The organism is uncultured Pontibacter sp., assembly GCF_947502515.1.
In the GTDB taxonomy this organism is placed as follows: Bacteria; Bacteroidota; Bacteroidia; order Cytophagales; family Hymenobacteraceae; genus Pontibacter.
The window spans coordinates 894,079-918,194 of record NZ_CANNAI010000002.1 but is presented as its reverse complement, the minus strand read 5'-3'; the positions used below and the strand labels follow the sequence as shown (position 1 = coordinate 918,194).

Sequence of the window (24,116 nt, the reverse complement as noted above, 5' to 3'; positions counted from 1 at the left end):
TCTTCTGCTTATAAGTATTAAGTGGGAAATTAGAAACGTTTGATCAGGGTCTTTTGATGTGATTTAAAATTGAAGCAGCAAGCCATGGGTTTGCTGCTTTTTTTGTGTTGATTCAGGTGTATTATGTTGAGAGTCAGTGGATGTGAAGTGTGGTGAATCTATACTTTAATGCAAAAATATGCGTATATAAAAATTGTACTTTGAGATAAAGTGACATTTTGCTATTTTGTTCCTGAATCTCACCTTATACCTATGAAAACATATTTACTAATGGTACTGCTTATTTTGAGCAGTATGTACAACCGCTCCCTGGCGCAGGGCGACGGTGAAATAATTGTACAGAAAAAAGGCCTTGGATTTGCTTACTACCAGCATGGCAGGCAAATCAGTAAAAAACAGCTTTTGCACATTTTGGATCAACACCCGGAGGCAAGGCAGGAGCTTCAGAAAGGCAACCGCAACTCACTTCCGGCTTCTTTGCTTTCCTATGCAGGTGGTATCCTGATCACCTACCCGATGAGCAAGCAGCTGGCCGGCAGCCAGCCCAACTGGCTGATCTCCGGTGCGGGAGCGAGTCTGCTGACCTTCAGTATACCTTTTACTGGTGCCAGAATGAAGCGGGAGCACCGGGCAATCTATGTTTATAACGAAGGCCTACGCTATGCCAGCAAGCCCCAGCCCGACATCCGCCTTGGCTATGCCTTTAACCGGGCTACTCTAATCTTTACCTTCTGAACAGAGCCAGCCTTCTAAACACTTTAAGGTTGTGCTTCCTGTCTGCGCCAGTCTATGGTATGAAACAGCCACACCACCAGGGTATGGTTACCGGTAAAGCGGCCCGGTGTGGCTGCCTGCACGTAGCGGTTCATGTAGCCGGCCTGCAGCATCAGCCCTTGGTACCGGGCGGCAGCCATCAGGGAGATGCGGTTCTGGTCAAAGGGAGCGGTGGCTTCCTCTCCCAGGTTCATCAGCAGTTCGTTGGATACAACCAGACTGGGCAGTACACCCCCAATCGTAAGGGCAGGGAAGTTGCGCCGCAGCACGGTTTGAAGGCGGGCGCGGTGGTTAAAGGTATAGCCTTCCGCCAGTTCACCGGCCGCCAGACGCTGACGGTAGCGCAAGTCCCAGCGTAGCCGGTGCTGCAGGGCAAAATTGCCGCCAAGTGGGGTCGGGATGACGAGCTGCGCCCAGGGGCGGTGCTCCCGTCGCCTGAGCTCTCCGCCCACCGGAAGCCACACATGCGCATAGCCTGCGGTTACATCAATGCGGTTTGGAAAGTGTGTAGTCAGGCCGGTGCGCACTACCCCAAAACCGTCCGGTATATAATGAAAGTCATTCCAGATGGAAAACCGCTCAGAAACACGGCTTGAAGTCATGTAGCCGAACCAGAGCTGCTCGTTTTGCTGCACCTCCTTCTGCTGCGCAGCCAGCTTTGCCGGGCAGCAGAATAGTAGCAGGAGCATGAGCAGATAAACCAGGGAGTAGCGCATCCTTTTTTGTGGCGTGGTGGCTGTGTGCTGACGTTGCATGGTACGAATATAACGTGTAAAGAGACACACCGTATGAATAGCGACGCCACTTACCGCCTTACACAATGGACAAACTCAGTACAATAGATCAGATCAGCCGACAGAGCAATAAAATTTTGTTTCAGTTTGATCTGGCACAGAATAAATTCAGTTTCCTTTCAAGTGCTTTTCGTGATTTATGGGAACCGGAGCATGAGCGGCTGCAGGAGCAACCTCAACTCCTGCTCGATACCGTGCCCGAAGAAGACCGCGCCGTCGTGGTTGACTGCTGGCATAAATTGCTGCGGGGCGAACCTGTTGAGAAAACCATACGCATGATGCGGAATGGCAGGCTGCGCCACATGCGCTGCAGCGTTTACCCCATTCGTGATGCAGCGCAGGAAATAGTGGCAGTGGCAGGTATGGCCGAGGATAATAGTCGTCAGCAGGAGTTTGTCAACTACCTCGCCGAGTTCGGGCACCGCAAGAACAGTGCGCTCGAAATGGTACTGCATGACCTGCACGGGCCATTGGCAATTGTACAGAGTGTAGCTGCCCTGCTTCGCAAAGACACGCAGGATAACCGGCTGGAGGAAGTGGCGCAATACACCTCCATTATCGAAAACGCCTGCATTCAGTGCACAGATCTGATTCGGGACCTGCTCAGTGAGGAGCATCTGGCGTCGCCCGAAATCTCAGTGACCAGAACGCGCGTCGACCTGAATAAGATGATCAGAAGCATGGCCGAGTTCTACCAGAAAGGGCAGATTGTACAGCAGGCGCTGGTGCTGGATCTGCCGCAGGAGCCACTTGTGCTGGACCTGGACCAGATCAAAATATCCCAGGTGCTGAACAACCTGATCTCTAATTCCATCAAGTTTACCCCGAGCACGGGCAACATCACGATCCATGCCTACCAGGAGGGGGATGAAGTCGTGATCGAGCACAGCGATACAGGCATCGGTATACCTGAGAACCTGCATGCGAATATATTTGAGCGAAAGGCAAAAGTCGGAAGGCCGGGACTGAACGGGGAGAAGTCACGCGGGCTGGGACTTTCCATTGTATATGAGCTGGTGCGGCTGCATGGTGGCCACATCAGTGTGCACAGCCGTGAGCATGAGGGCGCCCGCTTTGTGATCAGACTCCCGCTCTATGCCGATTAGGCACGGCTGTTGCGCGTCTGCTTCATGTAGTTCAGACTTTCTTCGTCGAGTGGCTTGTGCAGAAAGCCGCGTACAAGCGGATAATTGCGGGAAAGATCCTTATCGCTGGCAGCGATGGAAGAGGTGAGGATGAACACATCCAATCTTCCTTTGAGTTTATCTTCGTAGGGGCGCAGCACCTCCAGAAAATCCCAGCCGCTTTTGACAGGCATGTTCAGATCGAGCAGGATCACATCCGGCAGGGGAGCCGTGTCAGTAAAGGACAGATCAGCCAGGGCATCATCTGCAGAGCTATAGGTATAAATCTCGTCAGCAAAGCCTGCGTCCTCCAGTACCAGGGAGGTCAGGTATATGCTGATGTCATCATCATCAATTATGTAAACCTTGCGGGCCATAGGCTGGGAGCTCAAACTGTAATGTAAAAGTGGTGCCTACTTCTGGCTTACTTTCTACCTCTATCTTGCCTCCAATAGCGTTCATTTGCATTTTTACCAGGTATAGCCCGATGCCTTTTCCATCAGGTCCTGTATGGAAGCGCTTGTAGAGCTGGAACAGATGCGGCCGCACCAGGTCCAGGTCCATTCCGCTGCCATTGTCTGTTACACGTAATTGCAGGCTGTTATCTTTCCTTACGCTATTTACCTGTATAAGTAAGTCCCGGTGCGAAGATTTGTACTTAATCGCGTTTGAAATCAGGTTGTGCAGTATGCTGTAGACGAAAGCCCGGTTGGCCCAGAGCAGGTCATCCTCCTTCAGGTCCAGCATGATGCGGCCATTGGCCTGGGTCAGCAGATGCTGCAGGCTCTGCACCACTTCTGTCGCCACCTCGCTTAACAGGACGATCTCATGGGCTGCCTGCAGGTCAGAGGAACGCACAGCCAGTATTTTGTTCAGGTCACTGATCACATCATCAAGCCGGCGGGCGGAGATTTCCAGATTTTGCAGGCCCTTGGCAAAGCGGCTGCTGTTGCGGTCAAGCTTCTGTAGCACGGACGACAGCCCGACCAGGTTAGCGACAGGCGCACGCAGGTTGTGTGATACAATGTAGTTGAACTGCTGCAGGTCCTGATTCTGATGGTACAGGTGCTCGGTCGTTTTGAGTAACTGCTCCTGATCGAGCTTGCGTTCAGTAATATCGGTGTGGATGTAGATGTGCTTTATGACCTGGCCCTGCTCATTGGAAATAGGGGAGATGGTGACATCAGCCCAGATCAGGTCGCCGTTTTTTTTGTAGCTGCGCAGTTCCTTGCGCATCGGGATGCCCTTTGCCAGTTGTTCTCTTACCCACATGATCTCGCGCGGGTCCGTATCGGCAGACGTCAGGATGTCGCTCGGGCGCATGCCGGCTACTTCCTCCATGGTATAGCCGGTTACGTTGCAGAAAGCCTCATTGACCCACTCTATCTCCAGCTGGCCGTTGGTGATGATCACGCCGTTTGTCGTTTTACTGGCCACCAGCGAAAGCTTCCGCAGCTCTTCCTGCGCGATAACCTGTGCTGTGATGTTGGAAAACGCAATGAGGATACCGCCTTCGAAGGGGCTGATGGTGAACTGCAGAAAAGCACTCAGATCGCAGAATTGCTCCTTAAACTGTACTGCCTTTTTTGTTTCGGCCACCTCAAGGCATTTCTGCTTGAAAAGGGTGCTCTCCAGGATCGGGTATTCCTCCCAGATGCAGAGATCCATTAAGTCATCGAGATCCCGGTTGAGGAAATTTGCAAAGACAGTGTTGCCGAAGCTGTAGCGCCACTCTTTGTCCAAGGCAAAAAAGCCTTCCGACATCCCTTCCAAAATTTTATGCAGCTTCTTTGCCTGTGCATTTACAAGCAGGTTGGCCTCTTTTTCGCTGGTGCTGTCTTTGGCGATGCATTGTATGGCGAGCACCCGGCCCTCCAGCACCACAGGTACGAGTGCGGCCGACAAATAGCGCTTGCTGCCATCGCGGTGACGGATGCAGGTCTCAAAGTTGCAGGGCTGGCCTGTAAGCGCTGTGGAGAAGGCCTTGAATGTTTCTTCACGGTTATCCGGCAACACGAATTCGGCAAAATGGCTTTTCGGAAATTCTTCACGCGTATAGCCAGACAGCTTCACTACGGCATCGTTGCAGGCCTGCACTTCCCCGCTTGTGCTCATCGTAAATACCAGGTCGGGGTTGTTGAAGAAAAGCGCTTTGTAATAAGCCTGGCTTTCTTTGCGCTGTCGCGAGGCCTCCATCTGCGTGGTAATATCGCGCGAATTGGTCACGATACCCTGCACATGGGGGTTGTCCAGCATGTTGGTAGCGACACAGCTGAGCCAGCGCCAGCTGTCATTTTTGGCTTTGAAGCGAACAGGAGGAAGGTTTACTTGTTTGGTGCCGCCAGTGGTCAGGTTATAGAGCGCCTGCTCAAGAGAAGGTACGTCATCCGGATGTATCAGGTCAAACACATAGGTGCCCAGCAGGTCTTCCGGGGTATAGCCAAGTTCAGTGGCTATCGAATCCGAAATGTATTGATAGATCCCTTCACAGTTGAGTACCGTGATGAGCTCAGATGCGTGACGTACAATAGAACTATAGAAATCTGGTGTAAGGACCAGCTCTTCAGGTGGCGTAAAATTTACCTTCATAAAGGTGCAGTGGCTTAAAACTTCCTGAATGTAATTGTAATTAGGCAATATGGGTTCAATTGTATGGCGAAATTTATGAAAATGTTCTAAATGTTGAAAAAAGGCTTTCTAATATCCAAAACATGATTTTATGATGCGTAACTTATTACTTTATCTGGTGTTGTCAGTTAGGTTTTGATAATCAAACAAATAGGATAATAGGTGTAAATCGCTGTGTTAAAATTGGATTAAAATAGAATCAAGGAAATAAAAAAGCCGGACTGCTGAAAAGCAGTCCGGCTTTTGTTATGAGGGTTTGTCGTGCTTATTCGGTCACGGCACGGAAAGCGTTTACGCGGCCATATCCATAGTAAGGGTCACGACCAGGTTTGCCAAGATCGTCAGAAGTGGCGCGTAGTTTGGCCAGTACATGAGCCGGCTCCATACTGCCACCGTTACGGCCGATAAGAAGCGCTGCTACGCCCGCTGCGTGAGGGCCTGCCATACTCGTGCCAACTGACCAGTAGTAGGATGCTGTCCCTGGATTAAGGTTGCTGCCTGTGCTGAACACATAATCTAACACATAAGCGTATTGTGTCACACCTGCAATGGTAGCGATCTCATTACCTGGATACATATAGTCACCGCCTGGGGCTGCGAAGTGTACATCCGGGGTGCCGTAGTTAGAGTAAGAGGCGAAGTCATCCATAAAAGTGCCGAAAGGATTAAGTGCCCAACCGCGCGGAGCCGTCGCTGAGATAGAAATAACACCGGTAGAAGAAGAAGGTATGTGTACCAGCGACTTGTCTGCGTTTCCGTTGTTGGCGTCATTGCCAGCAGAGGCAATAACGGTTACACCATTTTTGGTGGCATAGCTGGTGGCGCGGTTAATGGCGATTAGCAACTCCTGCACAGCTTTAGTATCGCTTTCAATAAAGTCGTCAGACGGATCTTCTGGTGTGCCATTGTCGTTCAGGAACTTGCCATTGCGCGGCAGTGCAGCTCCAAGGCTCATGTTGATCACATTGGCGCCCTGTTGAGTCGCATGTATAATACCGTCGATCATCCAGCTAAAAGAGCCGGAGCCTGAGTCGCGGAGCACCTTTACCAGGATAAGTTCTGCCTCAGGAGCTACACCAATAATGCCAATGCCATTGTCAGCAGCGGCAATGGTGCCGGCTGTGTGGGTGCCATGGCTACCTACACCCGGTAGTGCGTAATCCAATCGTTCGCCCGGTACAAAGTTCCTGCTCGCAGCTAAATCGATGTTAGGGGCCAGGTCCGGGTGGTCCAAGTCAAAGCCGCTATCCAATACAGCTACACGCACGCCGCTTCCACGGTGGCCTGCATTCCAGGCTTGCGGTGCCTTGATGGCGGCATGCCCCCACTGCAGATCAAAGTAGCGATCATCGTCGCCGCTTGCCGGCGGTGTGCCCACGTCAGCCAGTTCCACAATCTTCATGTCGTCCGGGTTGTACCACTGCACTTCCAGGTCGCGCACAACAGAGCGCACACCTTTAATTTTAGAGGCTTTGGCGGCGAACTTCGGGTCTTCGGAATATACGGTAGCTACTCCTGCCTGCTCCATCAGACTTGTTACCTCGCCATTGGCAGCATTAAGCTCAGAGGCTATACCTGCCGGAAGTGTTTCGCTGCTCGACAATACCACATAATGGTTTTTGCGTAGCTTCACATTTGATTTTGCATGAACGCCCTGCGCCATAAGAGTGGCTTCCGCACTCATCTCAGTTGCCGGGTCCATGTCTTGTTCAGGGTTACAGCCAACCAGGGCCATAAACGCCAGCATGGCTGGGAAGATTAACTTCTTACTGGTAAAGGTTTTGTTAAGCATTTGTAGTTTGTTTAAAGTGATTTATAAAAATAAATTAGACAAAACATGTTTAAAACGAGGCATAACTATACCTGTAGCATAGCTGCCAGTGTAATTTTCAATAGTTTTTGTCTCTCCGGGCCTGTCCAAAGACAGTTAGAGAATAAGAGGTAATCGGAGCTTAACAGAAGGTATACTGTACCAGTAAGATGGTGAGTATACCTAAGACCATTGTATAGATGGTGTTATAGATATGTGAGTATTCGGTTACGTTGTATTTAAATAATAAGTTATAAATAATTAAGTTATTTTTAAAATACTATTTAATATTTATTTATTATTTTTTTTGAGAGGTGTCTTTTGGATGACCTACTGATACAGGCAGCGCAACTTTAGAATGTGCCCATGCCGCACGAATGGCACTATATTCAGAAGTTTTAATGTAAACTTACCCCGCTATTGCTTATCTTGCTTAGCCATAGCACACTTCACTTATGCAGCAAAACATCCTACGCCCCCGCCAGGCCCTGAATAAAGCGTATCTCCGGCTCAAGACCTCTCGCTCTGACATGGAGGCTTTCAAAGCGGCTCTCCGAACACTACTCGAGAGCATCAACCTGAACGAGAGCGAAGAGCATGTGAAGAACCACCTGCGTGACTTTTTGAAGTGTGCTTTTTATGATAAGTACGGCGTGAACACCAAGGGCAAGACGGACCTCGTGATCCACATCGGGCCGGATACCAAAAGCCAGGCGGGCGTGCTGCTGGAAGTGAAGCGGCCCACCAACAAGGCTGACATGCCGACGGGCGACAACCTGAACTACAAGGCCATGCACGAACTGGTGCTCTACTACCTGCGGGAGCGGGTGGAGCACAAGAACCACGACCTCAAGCAGCTCATCATCACCAATGTGCACGAGTGGTTTGTGTTCGATGCCCTGGAGTTCGACCGACTGTTTTACCGCAACGGACAACTCAAAAAGGACTTTGTGGAGTGGAGCCAGGGCAAGAAATCCGGCAACAGCACCGACTTTTTCTACAAGGAGATCGTGGCCCCCTTTATCGCCGGGCTGTCCGAAAGCATCACCTATACCTATGTAAACCTCAAAGAATTTGAGAAGCCGCTCAAAAACAAGGACCTCAAAGACGATGTGAAGCTGGTGGCCCTCTACAAGCTGCTCTCACCGGCGCATCTGCTCAAGGAGCCTTTTGCCAACGACGCCAACTCGCTGGACCCCGGCTTTTACCTGGAGCTGCTGCACATCATTGGACTGGAGGAAGTGAAGGAGGGAGGCCGCAAGCTGATTCGCCGCAAAGCCAGACCCGATGCAGGCTCGCTGCTAGAGGCCGCTTACCAAAAGCTCAAATCAGAGGACCTGGTATCTGGACTCGACAACCCCTATACCTACGGCAATACCCGCGAGGAGCAACTGTTCAATGTGGCGCTGGAGCTGTGCATCACCTGGATGAACCGCATCCTGTTCCTGAAGCTGCTGGAAGCCCAGCTGGCCAGTTACCACCAGGACGACAAGGTATACGCCTTCATGAACCCGGAGCAGCTGCGTGAGTTTGATGACCTGAACGAGCTCTTTTTTGATGTGCTGGCCGAGCGACCGCAGCATCGCAGCACCAACGTGCGCGACAAGTTCCGGCATATCCCATACCTGAACTCGTCGCTGTTTGAGACCACGGCCCTGGAAAAACGCACCCTGCGCATCTCCAACCTGAAAGACAACAGCCGCCTGGCGCTATACCCGCGCACAGTGCTGCGCGATGGGGCGGGCAAGGTGCTGAGCAAGTCGCAGGCCGACATGCGCACCATGGAGTACATGCTGCGCTTTCTGGGCAGCTACGACTTCGGGGCGGAGGGCAAGGAGGCGATACAGGAAGAAAATAAAACCCTGATCACGGCCTCAGTGCTGGGCCTGATCTTTGAGAAAATAAACGGCTACCGCGACGGCTCTTTCTATACGCCAGGCTTCATTACGATGTACATGAGCCGCGAAGCCATACGCCGTGCGGTGGTGCAGCGGTTTAACGAGTTCTATACCTGGGAACTGGCTGACTTCGACGCGCTGCGTTTCCGGCTGATGGCCAACCATACGCTTCAGGCGGCGCTGGAGGCGAATCAGCTTATCAACAACCTCCGCATCTGCGACCCGGCGGTGGGCTCGGGGCACTACCTGGTGAGCGCGCTCAACGAGCTGATCGTCATCAAATCGGAGCTGCGCATTTTGCTCAACCGGCAGGGCAAGCCGCTGCACTATGGCAGCATCGAGGTGCAGAACGACGAGCTGATCGTGACCGACTACTACGGCGAGCTCTTCAGCTATACCGTGCACCAGCACCCGGACGGGCATCACAGCATCAACCCACAGGTACAGGAACTGCAGGAAACGCTCTTCCACGAAAAGCAGACCATCATCGAGAACTGCCTGTTCGGCGTGGACATCAACCCGAATTCGGTCAAGATCTGCCGCCTGCGCCTCTGGATCGAGCTGCTTAAAAGTGCCTACTATCTGCAACAGGAGGGGGCTGGCTATACCGAACTGCAAACGCTCCCCAACATCGACATCAACATCAAGCAGGGCAACTCGCTGCTGAGCCGCTACCCGCTCACCGCCGACCTGCAGGATGCCTTTGGTAAGAAGGGCCACAGCCTGCAAGCTTACCGCGAGGCCGTGCTGGAGTACAAGCACACCAACTCCAAGGAAACGAAGAAGCAGCTGGTGCATTTTCTGGAGGAGATCAGGCAGGGCTTCCGGACTACACTGGCCAACAACGACCCGCTGCGCCAGCGTATGGCGAAGCTGCGGGGCACCATTGCCGCTGTGCAGGACCCCGACCTGTTCGGTGCTGTGAAGGTAGACAAGGCCAAACTCGCCGCCATGAAAAAGGAACTCCAGAAGCTGGAGGCCGAGCGGGAACAAATAGAATCGAACAAGGTATACGAGGGCGCTTTTGAGTGGCGTTTCGAGTTTCCGGAAGTGCTGGACGAGGCAGGCAATTACCTCGGTTTTGATGTGGTGATCGGCAACCCGCCCTACATCCGGCAGGAAGAGCTCGGCAACTTTAAGCTATACCTGAAAAAGCACTTTGCGACCTACGCCGGCACTGCCGACCTGTATGTTTACTTTGTGGAACGAGGTATAGACCTGCTGCGCGAAGGTGGTCAGTTCAGCTACATCGTGCCCAACAAATGGATGCGGGCCGGGTATGGGCAGGCGCTCCGTGGCTGGGTGCAAACCTATACCTTGCAGCAGCTGCTCGACTTCGGCGACTTGCCGGTGTTTGAAGAAGCCACGACCTACCCGCTGATTGTGTCTGTCACCAAAACGGCACCGCAGGATGAGGACTATACCTTGCAGGCCGCAGGTATAGACACCCTCGATTATGAACGGGGCTTGTCAGAATATCTGCAGAACAACGGCTATTGGGTGCAGGCGAACCTGCTCCCTGATTCGGGCTGGTCGCTTTCTGATAGTACTTCGCAGCAATTACTTGAAAAACTGAAAAACACAGGTATACCGTTGGGGGAGTATGTGGAGGGGAAAATATATTATGGCATTAAAACCGGGTATAACGAAGCCTTTGTGATTGATGAAGCGACGAAAGACAGACTGATCGCAGAAGACCCGAGAAGTGCCGAGGTGATCAAGCCGTTTTTGGCTGGGCGTGATGTGAAAAAATATATGCCTTTGCCTAAGAAGAGATTCTTAATTGGAATGCCAAAAGGTTGGACATCAAATCATATAGGGGAAAAAACGAATGAAACACATGCTTGGGATTGGCTTTTTCAGAACTTCCCTGCGGTAGCTAATCACTTACTCCCACATAAAGAAAAAGCTATTGCACGCAGTGATAAAGGCGATTATTGGTGGGAACTAAGAGCATGCGAATACTATGAAGAATTTGATAAACCTAAAATTATTTATCTAGTATTTCAGGTTAAGCCTGCATTTACATTTGATGAAGAAGGATTCCTTGGGAATAATGCCACTTGGATTATACCTACAGAGGACAAATCTCTTTTAGCTGTTCTTAATTCTAAACTAGGCTGGTATCTCATTTCAACTTATTGTACTTCAATTCAGAATGGTTACCAGCTTATCTATAAGTATCTAAGACAAATCCCCATCGCCCAAGCCGACGAAGAAACAAAAGCAGGTATACGGGCCTTGGTAGAGCAAATATTAGCGGCGAAGCAAGCCGATGCGGGGGCGGATACCTCGGCGCAGGAAGCTGAGATCGATCTGCAGGTATACCGGCTTTATAACCTCACCTACGACGAAGTGCTGCTCGTGGAGCCGGGCTTTGCCATGCCGCGTGAAGCCTACGAAATGCAGCATATTATCAGTGCGAAGGTATAACAACCATTTTAACGCCCAACTGTGTGTTTATTATGATTGATTCATTAGCCAAATGAAAAATATAATCGGATAACCGCCGATTAATGCCGTATTTACACTATATGCCTAACTCAAAAACAAACCTAAAAACCTCCCAGGCGAACACCACCTCTTCTGAAGCCGAAATCCTGGCTTTGCGAAAAGAAATAGAGCAATTGCGTTTGGAGAAGGCGGCAGCTTTTGACAGACTTAATGTACAGGAAGCCATTCATAAAAACTTCGAAGAGAGCCAAAGCCGCTTCGAAGCTATATTTTACCAGTCTGTACTGGGGCAGAAGATCATTTCCGCGGACCTGAGAATTACGCAGGTGAATGAGTCCTTGCAACAGATGATGGGTTACAGCAAAGCCGAGCTGGTCGGTACCCGCATTACCGAGTTTGCCCACCCTGATTTTGTCTGGGACTGGCAGGCACTGCAGAAAAAGCTCTGGGAAGAGCAGATTCCTTCTTTTCAAATAGAAACCTGCCTTCTCAAAAAGGACGGCACCAGTTTCTGGTGTCGGGTGACCTCCATTCTTTTTCAGGACCAGGACGCTAGGCTGGGCTTTACGATAGTAGAAAACATAGATAAGCGAAAACTCCTTGAACTGGAGCTCAAGAAGCTTTACGATAACCAGGAAACGATCATGCACATGGTAGCGCACGATCTGAAATCTCCGCTTAATAATATTATGCTGGCTGCCCGCTTGCTGAAAGAGACCTTGGAAGAGCCTGATACAAAAAAGCAGGAAAAGGACGAGCAAATCTTTTCATACGTCAACCTTATTTCGGAAACTTCAGATAGAGCGCTCCACCTGATCAGTGAGCTGCTCCTCATAGGAGAGATCGAGTCCAGGTATGCTACCCTGGAACAAACAGACCTGAAAGACTATATTCAGTTCCACCTGAACAGCCTGCGAGTGGACGCGGAAAGAAAAGGTATTCGCCTGCTGTTCCATCATTCAGGAAAACCTGTTTTTGCTGCCATTGATAGAAGCAAGTTCAGATGGGTGCTGGAGAACCTGCTTTCCAATGCCGTAAAATTTAGCCAGGAAAATGGTCAGATAAGCCTCACACTGAAAGAGGAAGGTGACAAAAAGGTACTGCAGGTGCAGGATAACGGAATCGGAATTCCCGCTGAGCTGCATGCCACCGTATTCCAGAAATTCACCAAAGCGAGGAGGCAAGGGACAAAAGGGGAGCCCACGACAGGGCTGGGGCTATACATTGTCAAGCAGATAATAGACGAGCACAAGGGCAGGGTATGGATTGAAAGCCAGGCAGATGCAGGCACCTCCGTCTTTATAGAGTTGCCCTAAGCGTGGCAAAGACCAGGCACCCGCAAAGCTGCTGATAACATGACCTCCTACTACCCGAAAAATATTTTAAAAAAGATAACAACTTTCTAATATAGGCAGCCGTATATATAGGCAGCTTAGCGAAAGCTCATTTTGTGAATGATAGGAGCGGCTCCGGGGGTGAACGACCGGGGCCGCTTTTTTTATGTCTATACCTTAGGCTTTGAGCCAGATCAGGGCTTCTTCCGGAGTGGTAAAAGTAGCGACTTCATAATTTAAGATGCCTGCTTTGCGGGCGGCCTCAATGTTGCGCTGTGCGCGGGCTTCCTTTTCAGGGTCAGCAGGCTGTACCCGGGCTACTTTGGTCAGGCGCGTCTTCGACAGCATACCTGCCAGTTCCACCGTCAGCTGGCGGTTCTCCTCCTCCTCAATTTCTATAGCCGTGGTGCGGGCGTCGAGCAGGAGCTTGCGCACATCGTAGTTCCGGATCGTTTCCACCATGATCTGCAGGCTGTGCCTGATCTCTGACAAATGATAGCGTTGCAGGTCGGGGTAGCGCACCTGCAGTATGTCAGTGGCCGGGTTGTACTCCAGTCGCAGTATGCTGTTTTGTAAAAGAATCATGGGGCGTGCTGAATACTAAAGATAGTTCAGAGATGAATCGGCCCAAGATACAAAGCAGCCCCTGAACGGTCAAGTTAAACTAGAGAAAGGTCAATAATTTATACTAAAATTATGCAGTGGTTTTGATTTTAAAACTGGAAACTGTTTATTGCAAACCCTTGTCGAAATATATGGATAGGAGTACACTGATGATGTAAACACGGAAACGATTGTTTTACAGCTCTCTATGTCCCTATCAGTTATACAGACTGTATTGCAATGATAATATACAAAAAAAACTATATAAGCATTGCCTATTACGAGGCGGAGCAATTACTGGAGATCACCTGGTCGGCTTACGCGGCCAGCGCAGAGTACCGGGACGCGATGCTACAGTACATTCATATACTCAAGAACTACGAAGTGAAGCGCTGGCTTGATGACTACCGCCTGTCCCGTGTGGTGCGTCTGTCAGACCAGAAGTGGACGAAGGAGGAGTGGGCGCCGCTCTTTTACCCGCACGTGCAGCAGTTGGAGAAAATGGCCCGTGTCCGCTCTAATGACATTTCAGCCCGGATCAGTTGCGAAAACATGTTCAAGACAGTGGATAATAGTACGCTGCCTTACAGTTTCAGAGAATTTGAGCAGTACGGAGAGGCCCGAAACTGGATACTTGGATGATCATCCAAATGCATTACTTTTGCCCTGTGAAGCGTATAAATAGCGCTTCGTCCAAAAAACTTACATGATCATTCCAAATAAATTCCTGAAGCTGGACTATAACCCCACCAAAGATATCCTTTTGGTGGAGTGGCCGAATATGCACAACTATACCTTACCGGAGGTAACGTATATCATCAACGAGGTGGTAGAAACAGTACGCAGCTACGATATCAAGCGCATCCTCACCGATACGCGCCAGTCGAAGGTGACAGTGCCGATGGAGGAGTATGCCGGGATCATTAACAACCTGGCCCTGCAGTTAGCCACTACGCGGCTGCAAAAGTTTGCCAAGCTCAAGACCGCTGACCCTGACCGCGAAACCATTTCCAGCAACGCCGCAGCCCTGGTTGTCGGCTCCATCACGTATCGCAGCTTCGAAAGCATGGATGACGCGATCGAATGGCTTGTTGAAATTTAAACCCAAACTCCCCATGCGTCCTTACATACTTGCCGAAACGAACTGGAAAGCGATCAAAGACCAGCAGGTTGAAGTAGCCATACTGCCCTGGGGTGCCACAGAGGCCCACAACTATCACATGCCCTACGGCACTGATAACTACGAAGCGGAGGCTGTGGCAGCTGAGGCTGCCCGTCTGGCTTGGGAAGCAGGGGCGAAGGTGATGGTGCTGCCGGTGTTACCTTTTGGCGTAAACACTGGTCAGGCCGACATCACACTCGACATCAACCTGAACCCGAGTACCCAACTGGCAATCCTGCGCGACATCGTCACGGTGCTCAACCGGCAGGGTATACAGAAGCTCCTGCTGCTCAACAGCCACGGAGGCAACGATTTCAAACCCATCTTGCGTGAGCTGGGCCTGCAGTTTCCGGACATGTTCCTGCTCACCTGCAACTGGTTTCTGGCCGCTGACCGCAAGGCCTTCTTCGACAGTCCCGGTGACCACGCCGACGAGATGGAGACCAGCATCATGCAGCACCTGCGCCCCGACCTGGTGCTGCCGCTCAGCGAAGCGGGGGAGGGCAAAGAGTACAAGTCCCGCCTCACAGGTATACGCGAAGGCTGGGCCTGGTCAGAGCGCCTGTGGTCGCAGGTGAGCGACGACACCGGCATCGGCAACCCGGCCGCCGCCACACCCGCCAAAGGCAAGGCCTTCTTCGAAGCTACTACACAAAACATAGCCCAGCTGCTGATCGAACTCAGCCAGGTGAACCCAAAGGACAGGTATAGCAGAGTTTAGGAATTATAGGGTTTGGGAGATTGAGAGTTTAAATCCTGATCCGGGCAATTATTAGAAAAAAAAGCCCTGCTGCACTGGCGTATTCGCTTAAGTGCAGCAGGGCTTTTTAGGTATGGGTAGCGCTTACTTGGCTGCGATGGTGCGCAGGGCGTCGCGCATTTCGGTAAGCAGCACTTCTTCTTTGGTAGGAGCAGGCGGCACTGCCGGAGCGGCGGCTTTTTTACGCATCATGCGGTTCATGCCTTTCACGATCATAAAGATGATGAAGGCCAGGATCAGGAAGTTGATCAATACCGTAATAAAATTACCCCAGGCAAAAACAGCGCCCAGTTTACGGGCCTCTTCCAGCGCCAGACCCTGCGGTACGGCATCAGAGAGTGGTACATACAGGTTGGAGAAGTCCATATCACCGATCGCCTTACCGACCAGCGGCATGATGAGGTCGTTGACAACGGAATTAACCAAGCCACTGAAAGCGGCGCCAATGATGATACCAATGGCCAGGTCCATCACGTTGCCGCGCATGGCAAACTCTTTAAACTCTTTCATCATACCCATATGCTTTGATTTTTGAAGGTGAGAAGATTTTTGATTTTTATGATATGTAAATATATTCATTTGAAAGTATAAAGCAAGCAACCTATACCTAGGTATTAAAGCGGATAGCCTGCCTTAACAACGCAGCCCTGTGCTATACCTCGAACAGGTATAGCACAGGGCTGCTCACTCTTCCAACAAAATATAGTGCCTGCGGCACAAAAAAACCATGCAAATCAGGGCTGTTTGCCCGATCGGCTAATTATTCCTTCACTTTGTAGCTACAGTTCTGACCTGCGCTGTATTCTATTTTCTCCTCAGACATGAGCCCTTCAATGAGCTCGTCTGTGTACTCCTTGCTGAATCCAAGGCTCTCACCCAGGGCTCTTTCGTCAAGCTTTCCGTTGTTTTTACGCAAAGCTTCGAGGTACTTCTTTTTATCTTCTTCCATTGTTTTCAGTTTAAGTTCAGTTGCACCATGCCGCCATTCCTCTATCAGCTATACTTCAGGTTGGTTTGTTGGTTTGGCTGCGCCTGTCGTTTATTTTTCTTCCCGGCCCGAATCAGTTCCACAAGCTCCGGAAGCTCTACTTTCAGGTTCTCGTGCTGGCCTTGTCCGGCGTCTTTCACCAGGCTGTTGCTCTTGCAGATGATGTAGCTGTAGTCCATGCCCATTTTGGTGGCAATGTCATAGAAGGGTTCTACTACAAAACCCTCGTGAAACAGCTCAATCACCTGCGTGCCCGGTTTGCAGAACATCATGCTGACCAAACCCGCTCCCGTAGCCGACACCACCGAGCTGGCCTTTGAGAACAGCTTGATCCGCTCCAGCACAGACAATTGGCTCAGCACCACGGAGCGGTAGCCGTAGGGTTTCAGGGCCTCCACCAGCTCCGCTTCGTTCTCGACCTGTCGCAGTTTGGAGTCGCTGCGGCTGATGTATAGTTTTACGTCCTGCTGGTCTGCTTCGGTTTCCTGGGTGGCAAGGGGTACAAATGCGCCCTGTATGTATTTACAGAGCCAGTGCGGTACCAGCGTGTGATTGCCACGGGGCGCAGTGGAGGCGATGATGCAGTCGGCCATGATGTGCGGGTGCTCGTCACCGGCAATCAGTTTTGCGTCCGGTATACCCAGCAGTCGCATTGTTTCGAGCTGGAAGCCATAGCGCAGGCTGGGCACCAGGAACCAGTCCACTTTGTCGTACAGTCCGCTCTCTTTGAGCAGGTGCAGGCGTGGCAGCACATCCACAAACCAGTGGCTGATGTTGTTAAGCCCCGCGCCGCCTGTCAGCAAAGAAAAGACAGTGCCCTCAAACCTGGTAGGCGTCGAAAAATAGCGCTGTTCAAAAATATTGTTATACCCGTTTTCCGTCACTTTCCCCTCTTTCATGCTCAGGGACACATTCTCGATCAGGCGGTTGTATTTGCTGATGATCGCTACGGTGCTGTCGTTGTCGGTGTAGATGCGGCCATTGGGGGCTTCTACCACCTCATAGTCGGTGGTGACTTCCCGCTGCGGCTTCCAGTAGGCTGAGCAGGCTTCATAAAGAGCCTCCGGGATATCCAGGGTGGTACGCAGGGCCGGATAAACAGGGTATAGCCTTGCTTCGCGCTGTGCTTGTGCATCGTCGGCATGCAGGCAGAATATACTTTGCGGCCTGTAGCGGATGTTGTGCGACACAAAGCGTCCTGTAATCTTTTTAAGCCGGTTTATGATCTTTTTATAAAGTAATTTCATGGTATTCCAGGGTAGGCAGCATTGGTTTATAGGAGACAACAAAGGCTGCCATTTATGGAGGAGTAGGAGTCGAGTTAAGTCGGGCGTAATCTATCATCAGTAATTAAAATCAATCTGATTCTATATACTGATTAACTTATGGGATTGTTCTTACTAAATTGTCCTAATTTAAGCTAGTTTACGCTGAGCAAAGAACTTGTCAAGGCCTATTTGTTCTATTTTGATGTTCTTATAAGCTGCCGTGGCTTTAAATTCTTCGATGATCTCGAGCACGTCGTCGTCTATGTTTACAGAACGGGAAGCATCGATCACCACCGTGGAATTAGGCGCCACGTGGTCCAGCGTGAGCATGACACTCGCTTTGTTCAGGAAAGTAACCTCCTCTGAAAGAACCAGTTCCACACGTTCGCCTTCGTAGTGCGCTTTCTTGTCAATGAAGAACGGCGTACGGTAGTTGTCGCGCAGGATCATGAATACCGACACAGCACCACCGATCATGATACCTGTGATCAGGTCGGTCAGCATCACGGCTACGATGGTCACAAAGAATGGCACGAACTGGCGCTTGCCAGCTTTCCACATACGGCGGAACAGGGCAACTGAAGTCAGCTTATAACCCACCACAAAGAGCACCGCCGACAGCGAAGCCAGCGGAATCATGTTGAGGATGTGGGGTATGACCATCACGCAGATCAGCATCACGGTACCGTGTGTGATCGTGGAGAGCGGCGTGCGCCCACCTGACGACACGTTGGCTGAGGTACGTACGATCACGGCCGTCACCGGCAAACCACCGATAAAGCCTGATACCATGTTGCCTATACCCTGTGCTTTGAGTTCGCGGTTGGTGGAGGACTTGCGCTTGTATGGGTCCAGCTTATCGCCCGCTTCGGTGCTCAGCAGCGACTCCAGCGATGCGATAAAGGCAATACTCAGGGCCACGGTATAGAGCTCCGGATTCGTGAGTTGGGAGAAATCCGGGAAAGTGAAGAATGAGAAAAACTCACCGATGCCATCCGCTGCCGGCAGCTCCACGAGTCGATTTCCGCTTAGAGCCAACTGCGGAAAATAAGCCACAAAAAGCTGGTTTACGAGTACGCTAACCACTACTGCGATAAGGGCAGAGGGCACAAACTTAAAGAAGGTATAGCGCTTGAGCGCAGGCTGGTCCCAGGCAAAAATGATGATGAGCGAGAGCACCGTGATGATGGTGGCACCCAGGCTGATCTGGTCCAGCACGCCGGCAAACAGGTTGGCGCTGAGGCCATCTTCCATGCTGCCGAAGAGCTCCTTGCCTGCATACCCGAAGGCGTGCGGAATCTGGTTAATGATGAGGATAAGGCCGATAGAAGCCAGGATACCCTTGATCATGGAGCTTGGGAAGAAGTAGGCAATGGTGCCCGCCCGCAGGAAGCCCAGGATGATCTGCAGCACACCCGCTATTATTGTGGCCGCCAGCACCGCCTGAAACGAGCCCAGCGACTGAATGGCCATCAGCACCACCAGCGCCACAGAAGCAGCCGGTCCACTAACGTTTACTTTGGAGCCACTCAGAAAGCCCACCACAATACCGCCCACTATACCGGCAATGATGCCCGAGAAAAGGGGCGCACCGGAGGCAAGCGATATACCAAGGCAAAGCGGAAGCGCAATCAGGAATACGACAAGACCGGCAGGCAGGTCAGTTTTGACATGAGAGAAAAACCCGTCGTTGATTCGTTTCTGATCGGGTAATGAATGTTGATTCATAAATGTGTTTTTTGTAATGAAATAGGATAAGGTGTATGAGGTGGTATTCTGCTAATGGTTGCTGTGCTTCGTAAAATTCAATCTTTCATAGCTTGCTTTTATTTTCAGGTTGATGTTTTCTTAATATGATCACTCGGTTATTGTCTGTATAAACTATTTCAAAACCATAGTGCCTGGCTATCCAGTCGAAGGTATGGCGGTGATAAAAGGCCACATGCGTCGGATCTCTGGCATAGTACCAGGCTGGCAGGTCGCCGGGCTGCTGCCAATGCGCTGTCATCACGGTCAGGGTGCCATTCGGTTTGAGCAGTTGCCTGATTCGCTGCACTTCGGTAGCAGGCGCAAAAAAATGCTCAAAACATTCCGTCGCGAATATGAAATCGTAGGCCTGCGCTGTCTTCAGCTCCGGGAAAAAGAACGGATCATAGTCATCCATGACAAAACCTCTGTTCCGTAACAGCACCGACAGCGTGGGACCGGGGCCGCAGCCAAAATCCAACCCGCGCATACCTGCACGCAGATAGGGGAGGGTTGGCAGGATGGCTTTGTTTAAAAACTCCACATAGCCTTTGTTGCCGATCTTATTCTCGTGTAGCAGGTAATGGGCTTTTTCCAGTTCTGCTGAAGGCAAATCTTTTCTGGCAGAAAATATAAGCTGGCATTGCGGGCACAGGTATAGCGTGCGATCTTTTGGGCCCTGTAACTTTTCTGGTTCTTGCCAGTCGGCGCACAAGGGACAAATCGGTTCGCTTCTATTTCCTGAGCTCCTGAGCATATCGCAGATCTTTTATCCCTGCCTTGCCGCCTCAAATTTGAAGTCGGAAGTAAAGTGGAAGTTCAGTTTCGGATAATGCTCCTGCACCGAGCGCAGCACCCACGACGTATCGGCAAAAAACACGGGGTTATCGTCCTTGTCGTAGGCAATGTGACTGCCTTTGATGGCGATAAATCGGGCCAGTGCCTCTTTGTCATCCGAAGTGATCCAGCAGGCTTTATAATAGTTGAGAGGGTACAGATCGCAAGTGGCACCGTACTCTTGCTTCAGGCGGAACTTGATCACGTCGAACTGCAGTTCACCTACCGTCCCGACGATCTTGCGGCTACCAGGCTGTTGCATGAACAGCTGTGCTACACCCTCGTCCGTGAGCTGACGTATACCTTTCTCCAGCTGCTTTGTCTTGAAAGGGTCCTTGTTGACTACTTCCTTGAAGATCTCAGGGGAGAAGCTCGGTATACCTTTGTATTGCAGCAGCTCGCCTTCCGTGAGCGTGTCGCCAATTTTGAAAGAGCCCGTGTCATACAAACCCACTACGTCGCCTGGCCAGGCTTCTTCGAGTAGACTCTTTTCGTTGGCCATAAAGCTGGTGGGGCTGGAGAAGCGGATGCGCTTGTCGAGGCGGGTATGGTAGTAGAGCTTGTTACGCTCAAATTTGCCGGAGCAGATTCTGCAAAAGGCAATACGGTCACGGTGGTTCGGGTCGAGGTTGGCGTGTATCTTGAAGATGAAGCCTGTGAAGGCATTCTCCTCTGGCCGCACTTCCCGCTGTGAGGCTTGCACTGCTTGTGGAGATGGAGCTATCTTAACGAAGGTATCGAGCAGTTCGCCCACGCCAAAGTTAAAAATAGCGCTGCCGAAGAACACGGGTGCCAGATATCCCTCCTTGTACAGGTCCAGGTCGAAGTTTTCGTAAAACTCGTTCAGGAAATCAGTGTCGGACCGGAGCGTGTCAGCCGATTGCTTTCCAATGATCTCGTCCAGTTCCGAACTTTTGATGTCCTCGATCGCGATAACATCCTTAGTGAGTTGTTGTTTGTTGGCCGTGAAAAGTCGGAGGTCCTTGTCGAACAGGTTATACACGCCTTTGAAAGTGGAGCCCATACCGATGGGCCAGCTCAGCGGACGCACGTGGATGTTGAGCTCACGCTCCAGCTCGTCGAGCAGTTCATAAGGGTCGCGGCCCTCGCGGTCCATCTTGTTGATGAAGACGATCACAGGCGTGTTGCGCATGCGGCATACCTGCATCAGGTTGCGGGTCTGTTCCTCCACACCTTTCACGCAGTCCACTACCAGGATCACACTATCCACGGCCGAGAGCGTACGGTAAGTGTCCTCGGCGAAGTCCTTGTGACCGGGCGTGTCGAGAATGTTGATCTTGTGACCGGCATAGTCGAAACCCATCACCGAAGTGGCAACGGAGATACCACGCTGTTTCTCTATCTCCAAGAAGTCAGAAGTGGCGGATTTTGTGATTTTGTTGCTCTTGACAGCGCCTGCCGTATTGATGGCACCGCCGAACAAAAGCAACTTTTCGGTAAGTGTGGTTTTACCGGCATCGGGGTGGCTGATAATGGCAAACGTACGTCTGCGCAGGATTTCTTCTGAAACCATGAAGCTTAGAATAAGGCCGATCCTTGCGAATCAGCTATTTATGAAATAAAAGGTATAAGTATACTTGTTTTGTCTAAGACAGACAAAATGTAAATCAGGGGGGAGTAGGGACGCTATGTAAAAGTAAGGCGCACATTTGAGGATGCAAAAGTAGTGCTTATTTCGTTGAATCGCAAACCCTTGAGAAATTCTATCGCAGCAGAGGTGTTTGCCAGAAGCTGCATGTCAGCTAAACGTCTTTAAGTGCCAAAGGGTAAAAAGCAGTTTGTATTGTAAAATCTTACACCCATGTAGGTGACTACCCCAGCGGTTTTAGAGTATACCTATAATATGGATATGCCAACCCGACAATTAAAAATTTTATACACACTCATAAATTAACCTACAAGACTATGGCGAAGATAAAAGTAGCAATCAATGGCTTCGGCCGTATCGGCAGGCTCACCTTCAGAGCCCTTCTCCGAAAGGAAAATGTTGAGGTGGTGGCCATTAATGACCTGACCGATACCAAAACACTGGCTCACCTGCTGAAGTATGATTCTGTGCATGGCCGCTTTAATGGTATCATAGAATCAACTGAGAAAAGTCTGATCGTGGATGGACAGGAAATCGGCGTGACAGCTGAACGGGAGCCCAGAAACCTGCCTTGGGAGAAATTAGGTATAGACGTAGTGCTCGAATCTACCGGGCGCTTTGTCGACGAAGCGGGGGCCTCCCAGCACCTGGAAGCCGGTGCAAGAAAGGTCGTGATCTCGGCACCAGCCAAGGGAAACATACCAACAGTGGTACTGGGCGTAAATGAAAATATCCTGACAGGCGACGAAAGAATCATTTCGAACGCATCCTGCACCTCCAACTGCCTGGCACCCATGGCGAAAGTACTCGACGATGCCTTTGGAATTGAGAAAGGCTACATGACTACCGTACATGCTTACACGGCTGACCAGAACCTGCAGGACGCTCCCCACAAGGATCTGCGCAGAGCCCGTGCCGCAGCCTATTCCATTATACCTACTACCACCGGGGCAGCCAAAGCGATTGGTCTGGTCATGCCGCACCTCAAAGGCAAACTGGATGGCGTGGCCATCAGGGTGCCTATACCTGCCGGCTCTCTCACCGATCTTACCTGTGTGCTGCAAAAGCCCGCTACCAAAGAGGAAGTAAACGCAGCCATGAAAAATGCGGCTGAAAGCTCAATGAGAGGAATCCTGGAGTATACGGAAGACCCGATCGTATCCATTGATATAGTCGGCAACAAACATTCCTGCATCCTTGACGGTGAGATGACCTCGGCAAACGGTACGCTCGTGAAAGTGGTCGGCTGGTACGACAACGAGGTAGGTTACTCCAATAGGTCTGCCGACCTAATCTCTAAAATTGGTTAATTTTTTCCGGTACAGGAAGCACTCAGCTTCTTGCACCGGCTTGTTTGCGCATGCCGATCACTTTTTGGAGGCACTTCTGTGGAAGATACGCCTTTTCCCTTGCTTTCGGATAAGTGGGTAAGGTATAGCTACCAGCAAAAAGGAGGCCCAATAGCCTCCTTTTTTATTTCCAGACAGTTTCAGGTCTATACCTCAAACAGAAAGAAAGGTTTCTCATAATCCGACTTCTGAAGCACCGGCTTCGACACGTTGAATACCTTCACGCCGGTCGATGTTTCACCTTCCAGGGTGCCCACGTGCGCATGGCCATGAAAGGCGGCAAGCACGTTTCGACGGTTAAGCGGCTCCTCGAGGCGGGAGCAGCCCAGGAATGGATGTATGGCCTCAGGCTCGCCTTCGATGGTTGCCTGAATAGGAGAGTAGTGCAGAAGCGCAATCTTTTTCAGATCGCCATGTTCACTGTCGATCTGCGACAGGGCGGCATCCAGCTTCAAGGCCTCCGTTACGGCCTCCTGCACAAAGTCTTTATTGAGTTGCTCACCAAACATACCAAGCATATACCTGTCAAATCCGCCACCAAATCCTTTCACACCGGCAAAGCCCACATGCTCAATCACAGTAAAGTCGCCGTCGAGCAGTTTCAGGTTAGTCGGAGCAAATACCTTTCGCAATTTCTTCACCTGGTCATGGTCATAATCATGGTTTCCCAACACGGCCAGTACAGGTATAGAGCAGGCCTTCAGCTCCTCTGCTAGTACTTCGGCTTCGCTTTCGCGGCCGGTGTCAGTCAGGTCGCCGCACAGCAGGAGCACATCCGCTTCTTCCGATACCTGCCTGAAAAAATCCGTCCATTTACCAGCGTCCTGCTCCTGCACATGTATGTCTCCCACAGCTGCTATTCTTAGTTTTTTATGTTCTGTGTTCTCTTCTTGCATGTTCCCTTTTTTGATTGATTGTATAACTACGTGCAAGGGCGGCATCAGGATAGGGCAGTGGTATAGCCGGTGAAAAATAAAC

General features: G+C 50.9%; 20 protein-coding genes. 8 read left to right on the top strand and 12 right to left on the bottom strand.

From position 1 onward, the window contains the following. Positions 1–252 precede the first annotated feature (252 nt). A complete protein-coding gene (locus Q1A54_RS08675; protein ID WP_299986772.1) occupies positions 253–735 on the top strand; it encodes a hypothetical protein in 483 nt (160 codons plus the stop codon). A 23-nt stretch (positions 736–758) separates the two neighbouring features. On the opposite strand, the gene Q1A54_RS08670 is transcribed toward Q1A54_RS08675, so the two are convergent. Next, on the bottom strand, positions 759–1,529 hold the full coding sequence (locus Q1A54_RS08670; RefSeq protein WP_299986770.1) for a DUF2490 domain-containing protein: 771 nt from the start codon (positions 1,527–1,529) through the stop codon (positions 759–761). A gap of 65 nt (positions 1,530–1,594) precedes the next feature. Between Q1A54_RS08670 and Q1A54_RS08665 the strand changes: the two genes are divergently transcribed. Beyond that, positions 1,595–2,674 carry a PAS domain-containing sensor histidine kinase gene (locus Q1A54_RS08665; RefSeq protein ID WP_299986768.1) on the top strand — a complete coding sequence of 360 codons (1,080 nt, stop codon included), beginning with the start codon at positions 1,595–1,597 and terminating at the stop codon, positions 2,672–2,674. On the opposite strand, the gene Q1A54_RS08660 is transcribed toward Q1A54_RS08665, so the two are convergent. The 3 genes from Q1A54_RS08660 to Q1A54_RS08650 form a co-directional block, all read right to left on the bottom strand. After that, complete coding sequence (locus tag Q1A54_RS08660; protein ID WP_196117578.1) at positions 2,671–3,069, bottom strand: response regulator; 399 nt, start codon at positions 3,067–3,069, stop codon at positions 2,671–2,673. The genes Q1A54_RS08665 and Q1A54_RS08660 overlap by 4 nt on opposite strands. Next, positions 3,044–5,281, bottom strand: a complete 2,238-nt coding sequence (locus tag Q1A54_RS08655; protein WP_299986765.1) for a PAS domain S-box protein — start codon at positions 5,279–5,281, stop codon at positions 3,044–3,046. Before Q1A54_RS08655 ends, Q1A54_RS08660 begins: the two co-directional genes overlap by 26 nt. 304 nt (positions 5,282–5,585) lie before the next feature. Further along, positions 5,586–7,112: a S8 family serine peptidase gene (locus Q1A54_RS08650; protein WP_299986764.1), complete on the bottom strand. Its 1,527-nt coding sequence runs from the start codon at positions 7,110–7,112 to the stop codon at positions 5,586–5,588. A 473-nt stretch (positions 7,113–7,585) separates the two neighbouring features. Between Q1A54_RS08650 and Q1A54_RS08645 the strand changes: the two genes are divergently transcribed. Both Q1A54_RS08645 and Q1A54_RS08640 read left to right on the top strand, forming a co-directional pair. Next, a complete protein-coding gene (locus Q1A54_RS08645; protein WP_299986762.1) occupies positions 7,586–11,461 on the top strand; it encodes an Eco57I restriction-modification methylase domain-containing protein in 3,876 nt (1,291 codons plus the stop codon). Positions 11,462–11,562: 101 nt separating this feature from the next. Next, entirely contained in the window at positions 11,563–12,798 is a 1,236-nt protein-coding gene (locus Q1A54_RS08640; RefSeq protein ID WP_299986760.1) for a PAS domain-containing sensor histidine kinase, read from the top strand. Between the two features lie 195 nt (positions 12,799–12,993). On the opposite strand, the gene Q1A54_RS08635 is transcribed toward Q1A54_RS08640, so the two are convergent. Further along, entirely contained in the window at positions 12,994–13,401 is a 408-nt protein-coding gene (locus tag Q1A54_RS08635; protein WP_299986758.1) for a hypothetical protein, read from the bottom strand. A 258-nt stretch (positions 13,402–13,659) separates the two neighbouring features. Between Q1A54_RS08635 and Q1A54_RS08630 the strand changes: the two genes are divergently transcribed. From Q1A54_RS08630 to Q1A54_RS08620, 3 genes are all read left to right on the top strand, one after another. Then, on the top strand, positions 13,660–14,061 hold the full coding sequence (locus Q1A54_RS08630) for a hypothetical protein (protein ID WP_196117588.1): 402 nt from the start codon (positions 13,660–13,662) through the stop codon (positions 14,059–14,061). Between the two features lie 64 nt (positions 14,062–14,125). After that, positions 14,126–14,521: a hypothetical protein gene (locus tag Q1A54_RS08625; protein WP_299986756.1), complete on the top strand. Its 396-nt coding sequence runs from the start codon at positions 14,126–14,128 to the stop codon at positions 14,519–14,521. Positions 14,522–14,534: 13 nt separating this feature from the next. Then, positions 14,535–15,302, top strand: a complete 768-nt coding sequence (locus Q1A54_RS08620; RefSeq protein WP_299986754.1) for a creatininase family protein — start codon at positions 14,535–14,537, stop codon at positions 15,300–15,302. 123 nt (positions 15,303–15,425) lie between these two features. On the opposite strand, the gene mscL is transcribed toward Q1A54_RS08620, so the two are convergent. The 6 genes from mscL to Q1A54_RS08590 all read right to left on the bottom strand — a co-directional run bounded on the left by mscL (position 15,426) and on the right by Q1A54_RS08590 (position 21,714). Continuing rightward, complete coding sequence (gene mscL, locus Q1A54_RS08615) at positions 15,426–15,860, bottom strand: large conductance mechanosensitive channel protein MscL (protein WP_230392125.1); 435 nt, start codon at positions 15,858–15,860, stop codon at positions 15,426–15,428. A 241-nt stretch (positions 15,861–16,101) separates the two neighbouring features. Beyond that, positions 16,102–16,290 (bottom strand): hypothetical protein, encoded by a 189-nt coding sequence (locus Q1A54_RS08610; RefSeq protein ID WP_299986751.1) that lies wholly within the window; start codon positions 16,288–16,290, stop codon positions 16,102–16,104. A gap of 44 nt (positions 16,291–16,334) precedes the next feature. Beyond that, positions 16,335–17,576: a glycosyltransferase family 61 protein gene (locus Q1A54_RS08605; RefSeq protein ID WP_299986749.1), complete on the bottom strand. Its 1,242-nt coding sequence runs from the start codon at positions 17,574–17,576 to the stop codon at positions 16,335–16,337. 168 nt (positions 17,577–17,744) lie between these two features. Beyond that, the gene (locus tag Q1A54_RS08600) at positions 17,745–19,325 is read right to left on the bottom strand and encodes a SulP family inorganic anion transporter (protein ID WP_299986747.1); all 1,581 of its coding nucleotides are present in this window, start codon (positions 19,323–19,325) and stop codon (positions 17,745–17,747) included. 85 nt (positions 19,326–19,410) lie between these two features. Next, positions 19,411–19,956 carry a class I SAM-dependent methyltransferase gene (locus tag Q1A54_RS08595; protein WP_299986745.1) on the bottom strand — a complete coding sequence of 182 codons (546 nt, stop codon included), beginning with the start codon at positions 19,954–19,956 and terminating at the stop codon, positions 19,411–19,413. Positions 19,957–20,112: 156 nt separating this feature from the next. After that, positions 20,113–21,714, bottom strand: coding sequence for a peptide chain release factor 3 (locus Q1A54_RS08590; protein WP_196117603.1), 1,602 nt, complete (start codon positions 21,712–21,714; stop codon positions 20,113–20,115). Between the two features lie 392 nt (positions 21,715–22,106). Here Q1A54_RS08590 and gap point away from each other — a divergent pair, with 392 nt between their 5' ends. Beyond that, positions 22,107–23,099: a type I glyceraldehyde-3-phosphate dehydrogenase gene (gene gap / locus Q1A54_RS08585; RefSeq protein WP_299986743.1), complete on the top strand. Its 993-nt coding sequence runs from the start codon at positions 22,107–22,109 to the stop codon at positions 23,097–23,099. Between the two features lie 185 nt (positions 23,100–23,284). On the opposite strand, the gene Q1A54_RS08580 is transcribed toward gap, so the two are convergent. Then, positions 23,285–24,034, bottom strand: a complete 750-nt coding sequence (locus Q1A54_RS08580; protein ID WP_299986741.1) for a metallophosphoesterase — start codon at positions 24,032–24,034, stop codon at positions 23,285–23,287. Positions 24,035–24,116: the final 82 nt, after the last annotated feature.

Bases quoted from the DNA above. Each gene is read 5' to 3' on its own strand.
- gap (WP_299986743.1), top strand. From the start codon at position 22,107: ATGGCGAAGATAAAAGTAGCAATCAATGGCTTCGGCCGTATCGGCAGG.
- Q1A54_RS08660 (WP_196117578.1), bottom strand. From the start codon at position 3,069: ATGGCCCGCAAGGTTTACATAATTGATGATGATGACATCAGCATATAC.
- Q1A54_RS08590 (WP_196117603.1), bottom strand. From the start codon at position 21,714: ATGGTTTCAGAAGAAATCCTGCGCAGACGTACGTTTGCCATTATCAGC.
- Q1A54_RS08610 (WP_299986751.1), bottom strand. From the start codon at position 16,290: ATGGAAGAAGATAAAAAGAAGTACCTCGAAGCTTTGCGTAAAAACAAC.
- Q1A54_RS08625 (WP_299986756.1), top strand. From the start codon at position 14,126: ATGATCATTCCAAATAAATTCCTGAAGCTGGACTATAACCCCACCAAA.
- Q1A54_RS08630 (WP_196117588.1), top strand. From the start codon at position 13,660: ATGATAATATACAAAAAAAACTATATAAGCATTGCCTATTACGAGGCG.
- Q1A54_RS08665 (WP_299986768.1), top strand. From the start codon at position 1,595: ATGGACAAACTCAGTACAATAGATCAGATCAGCCGACAGAGCAATAAA.
- Q1A54_RS08655 (WP_299986765.1), bottom strand. From the start codon at position 5,281: ATGAAGGTAAATTTTACGCCACCTGAAGAGCTGGTCCTTACACCAGAT.
- mscL (WP_230392125.1), bottom strand. From the start codon at position 15,860: ATGGGTATGATGAAAGAGTTTAAAGAGTTTGCCATGCGCGGCAACGTG.
- Q1A54_RS08635 (WP_299986758.1), bottom strand. From the start codon at position 13,401: ATGATTCTTTTACAAAACAGCATACTGCGACTGGAGTACAACCCGGCC.
- Q1A54_RS08605 (WP_299986749.1), bottom strand. From the start codon at position 17,576: ATGAAATTACTTTATAAAAAGATCATAAACCGGCTTAAAAAGATTACA.
- Q1A54_RS08600 (WP_299986747.1), bottom strand. From the start codon at position 19,325: ATGAATCAACATTCATTACCCGATCAGAAACGAATCAACGACGGGTTT.
- Q1A54_RS08620 (WP_299986754.1), top strand. From the start codon at position 14,535: ATGCGTCCTTACATACTTGCCGAAACGAACTGGAAAGCGATCAAAGAC.
- Q1A54_RS08645 (WP_299986762.1), top strand. From the start codon at position 7,586: ATGCAGCAAAACATCCTACGCCCCCGCCAGGCCCTGAATAAAGCGTAT.
- Q1A54_RS08675 (WP_299986772.1), top strand. From the start codon at position 253: ATGAAAACATATTTACTAATGGTACTGCTTATTTTGAGCAGTATGTAC.
- Q1A54_RS08670 (WP_299986770.1), bottom strand. From the start codon at position 1,529: ATGCAACGTCAGCACACAGCCACCACGCCACAAAAAAGGATGCGCTAC.
- Q1A54_RS08580 (WP_299986741.1), bottom strand. From the start codon at position 24,034: ATGCAAGAAGAGAACACAGAACATAAAAAACTAAGAATAGCAGCTGTG.
- Q1A54_RS08650 (WP_299986764.1), bottom strand. From the start codon at position 7,112: ATGCTTAACAAAACCTTTACCAGTAAGAAGTTAATCTTCCCAGCCATG.
- Q1A54_RS08640 (WP_299986760.1), top strand. From the start codon at position 11,563: ATGCCTAACTCAAAAACAAACCTAAAAACCTCCCAGGCGAACACCACC.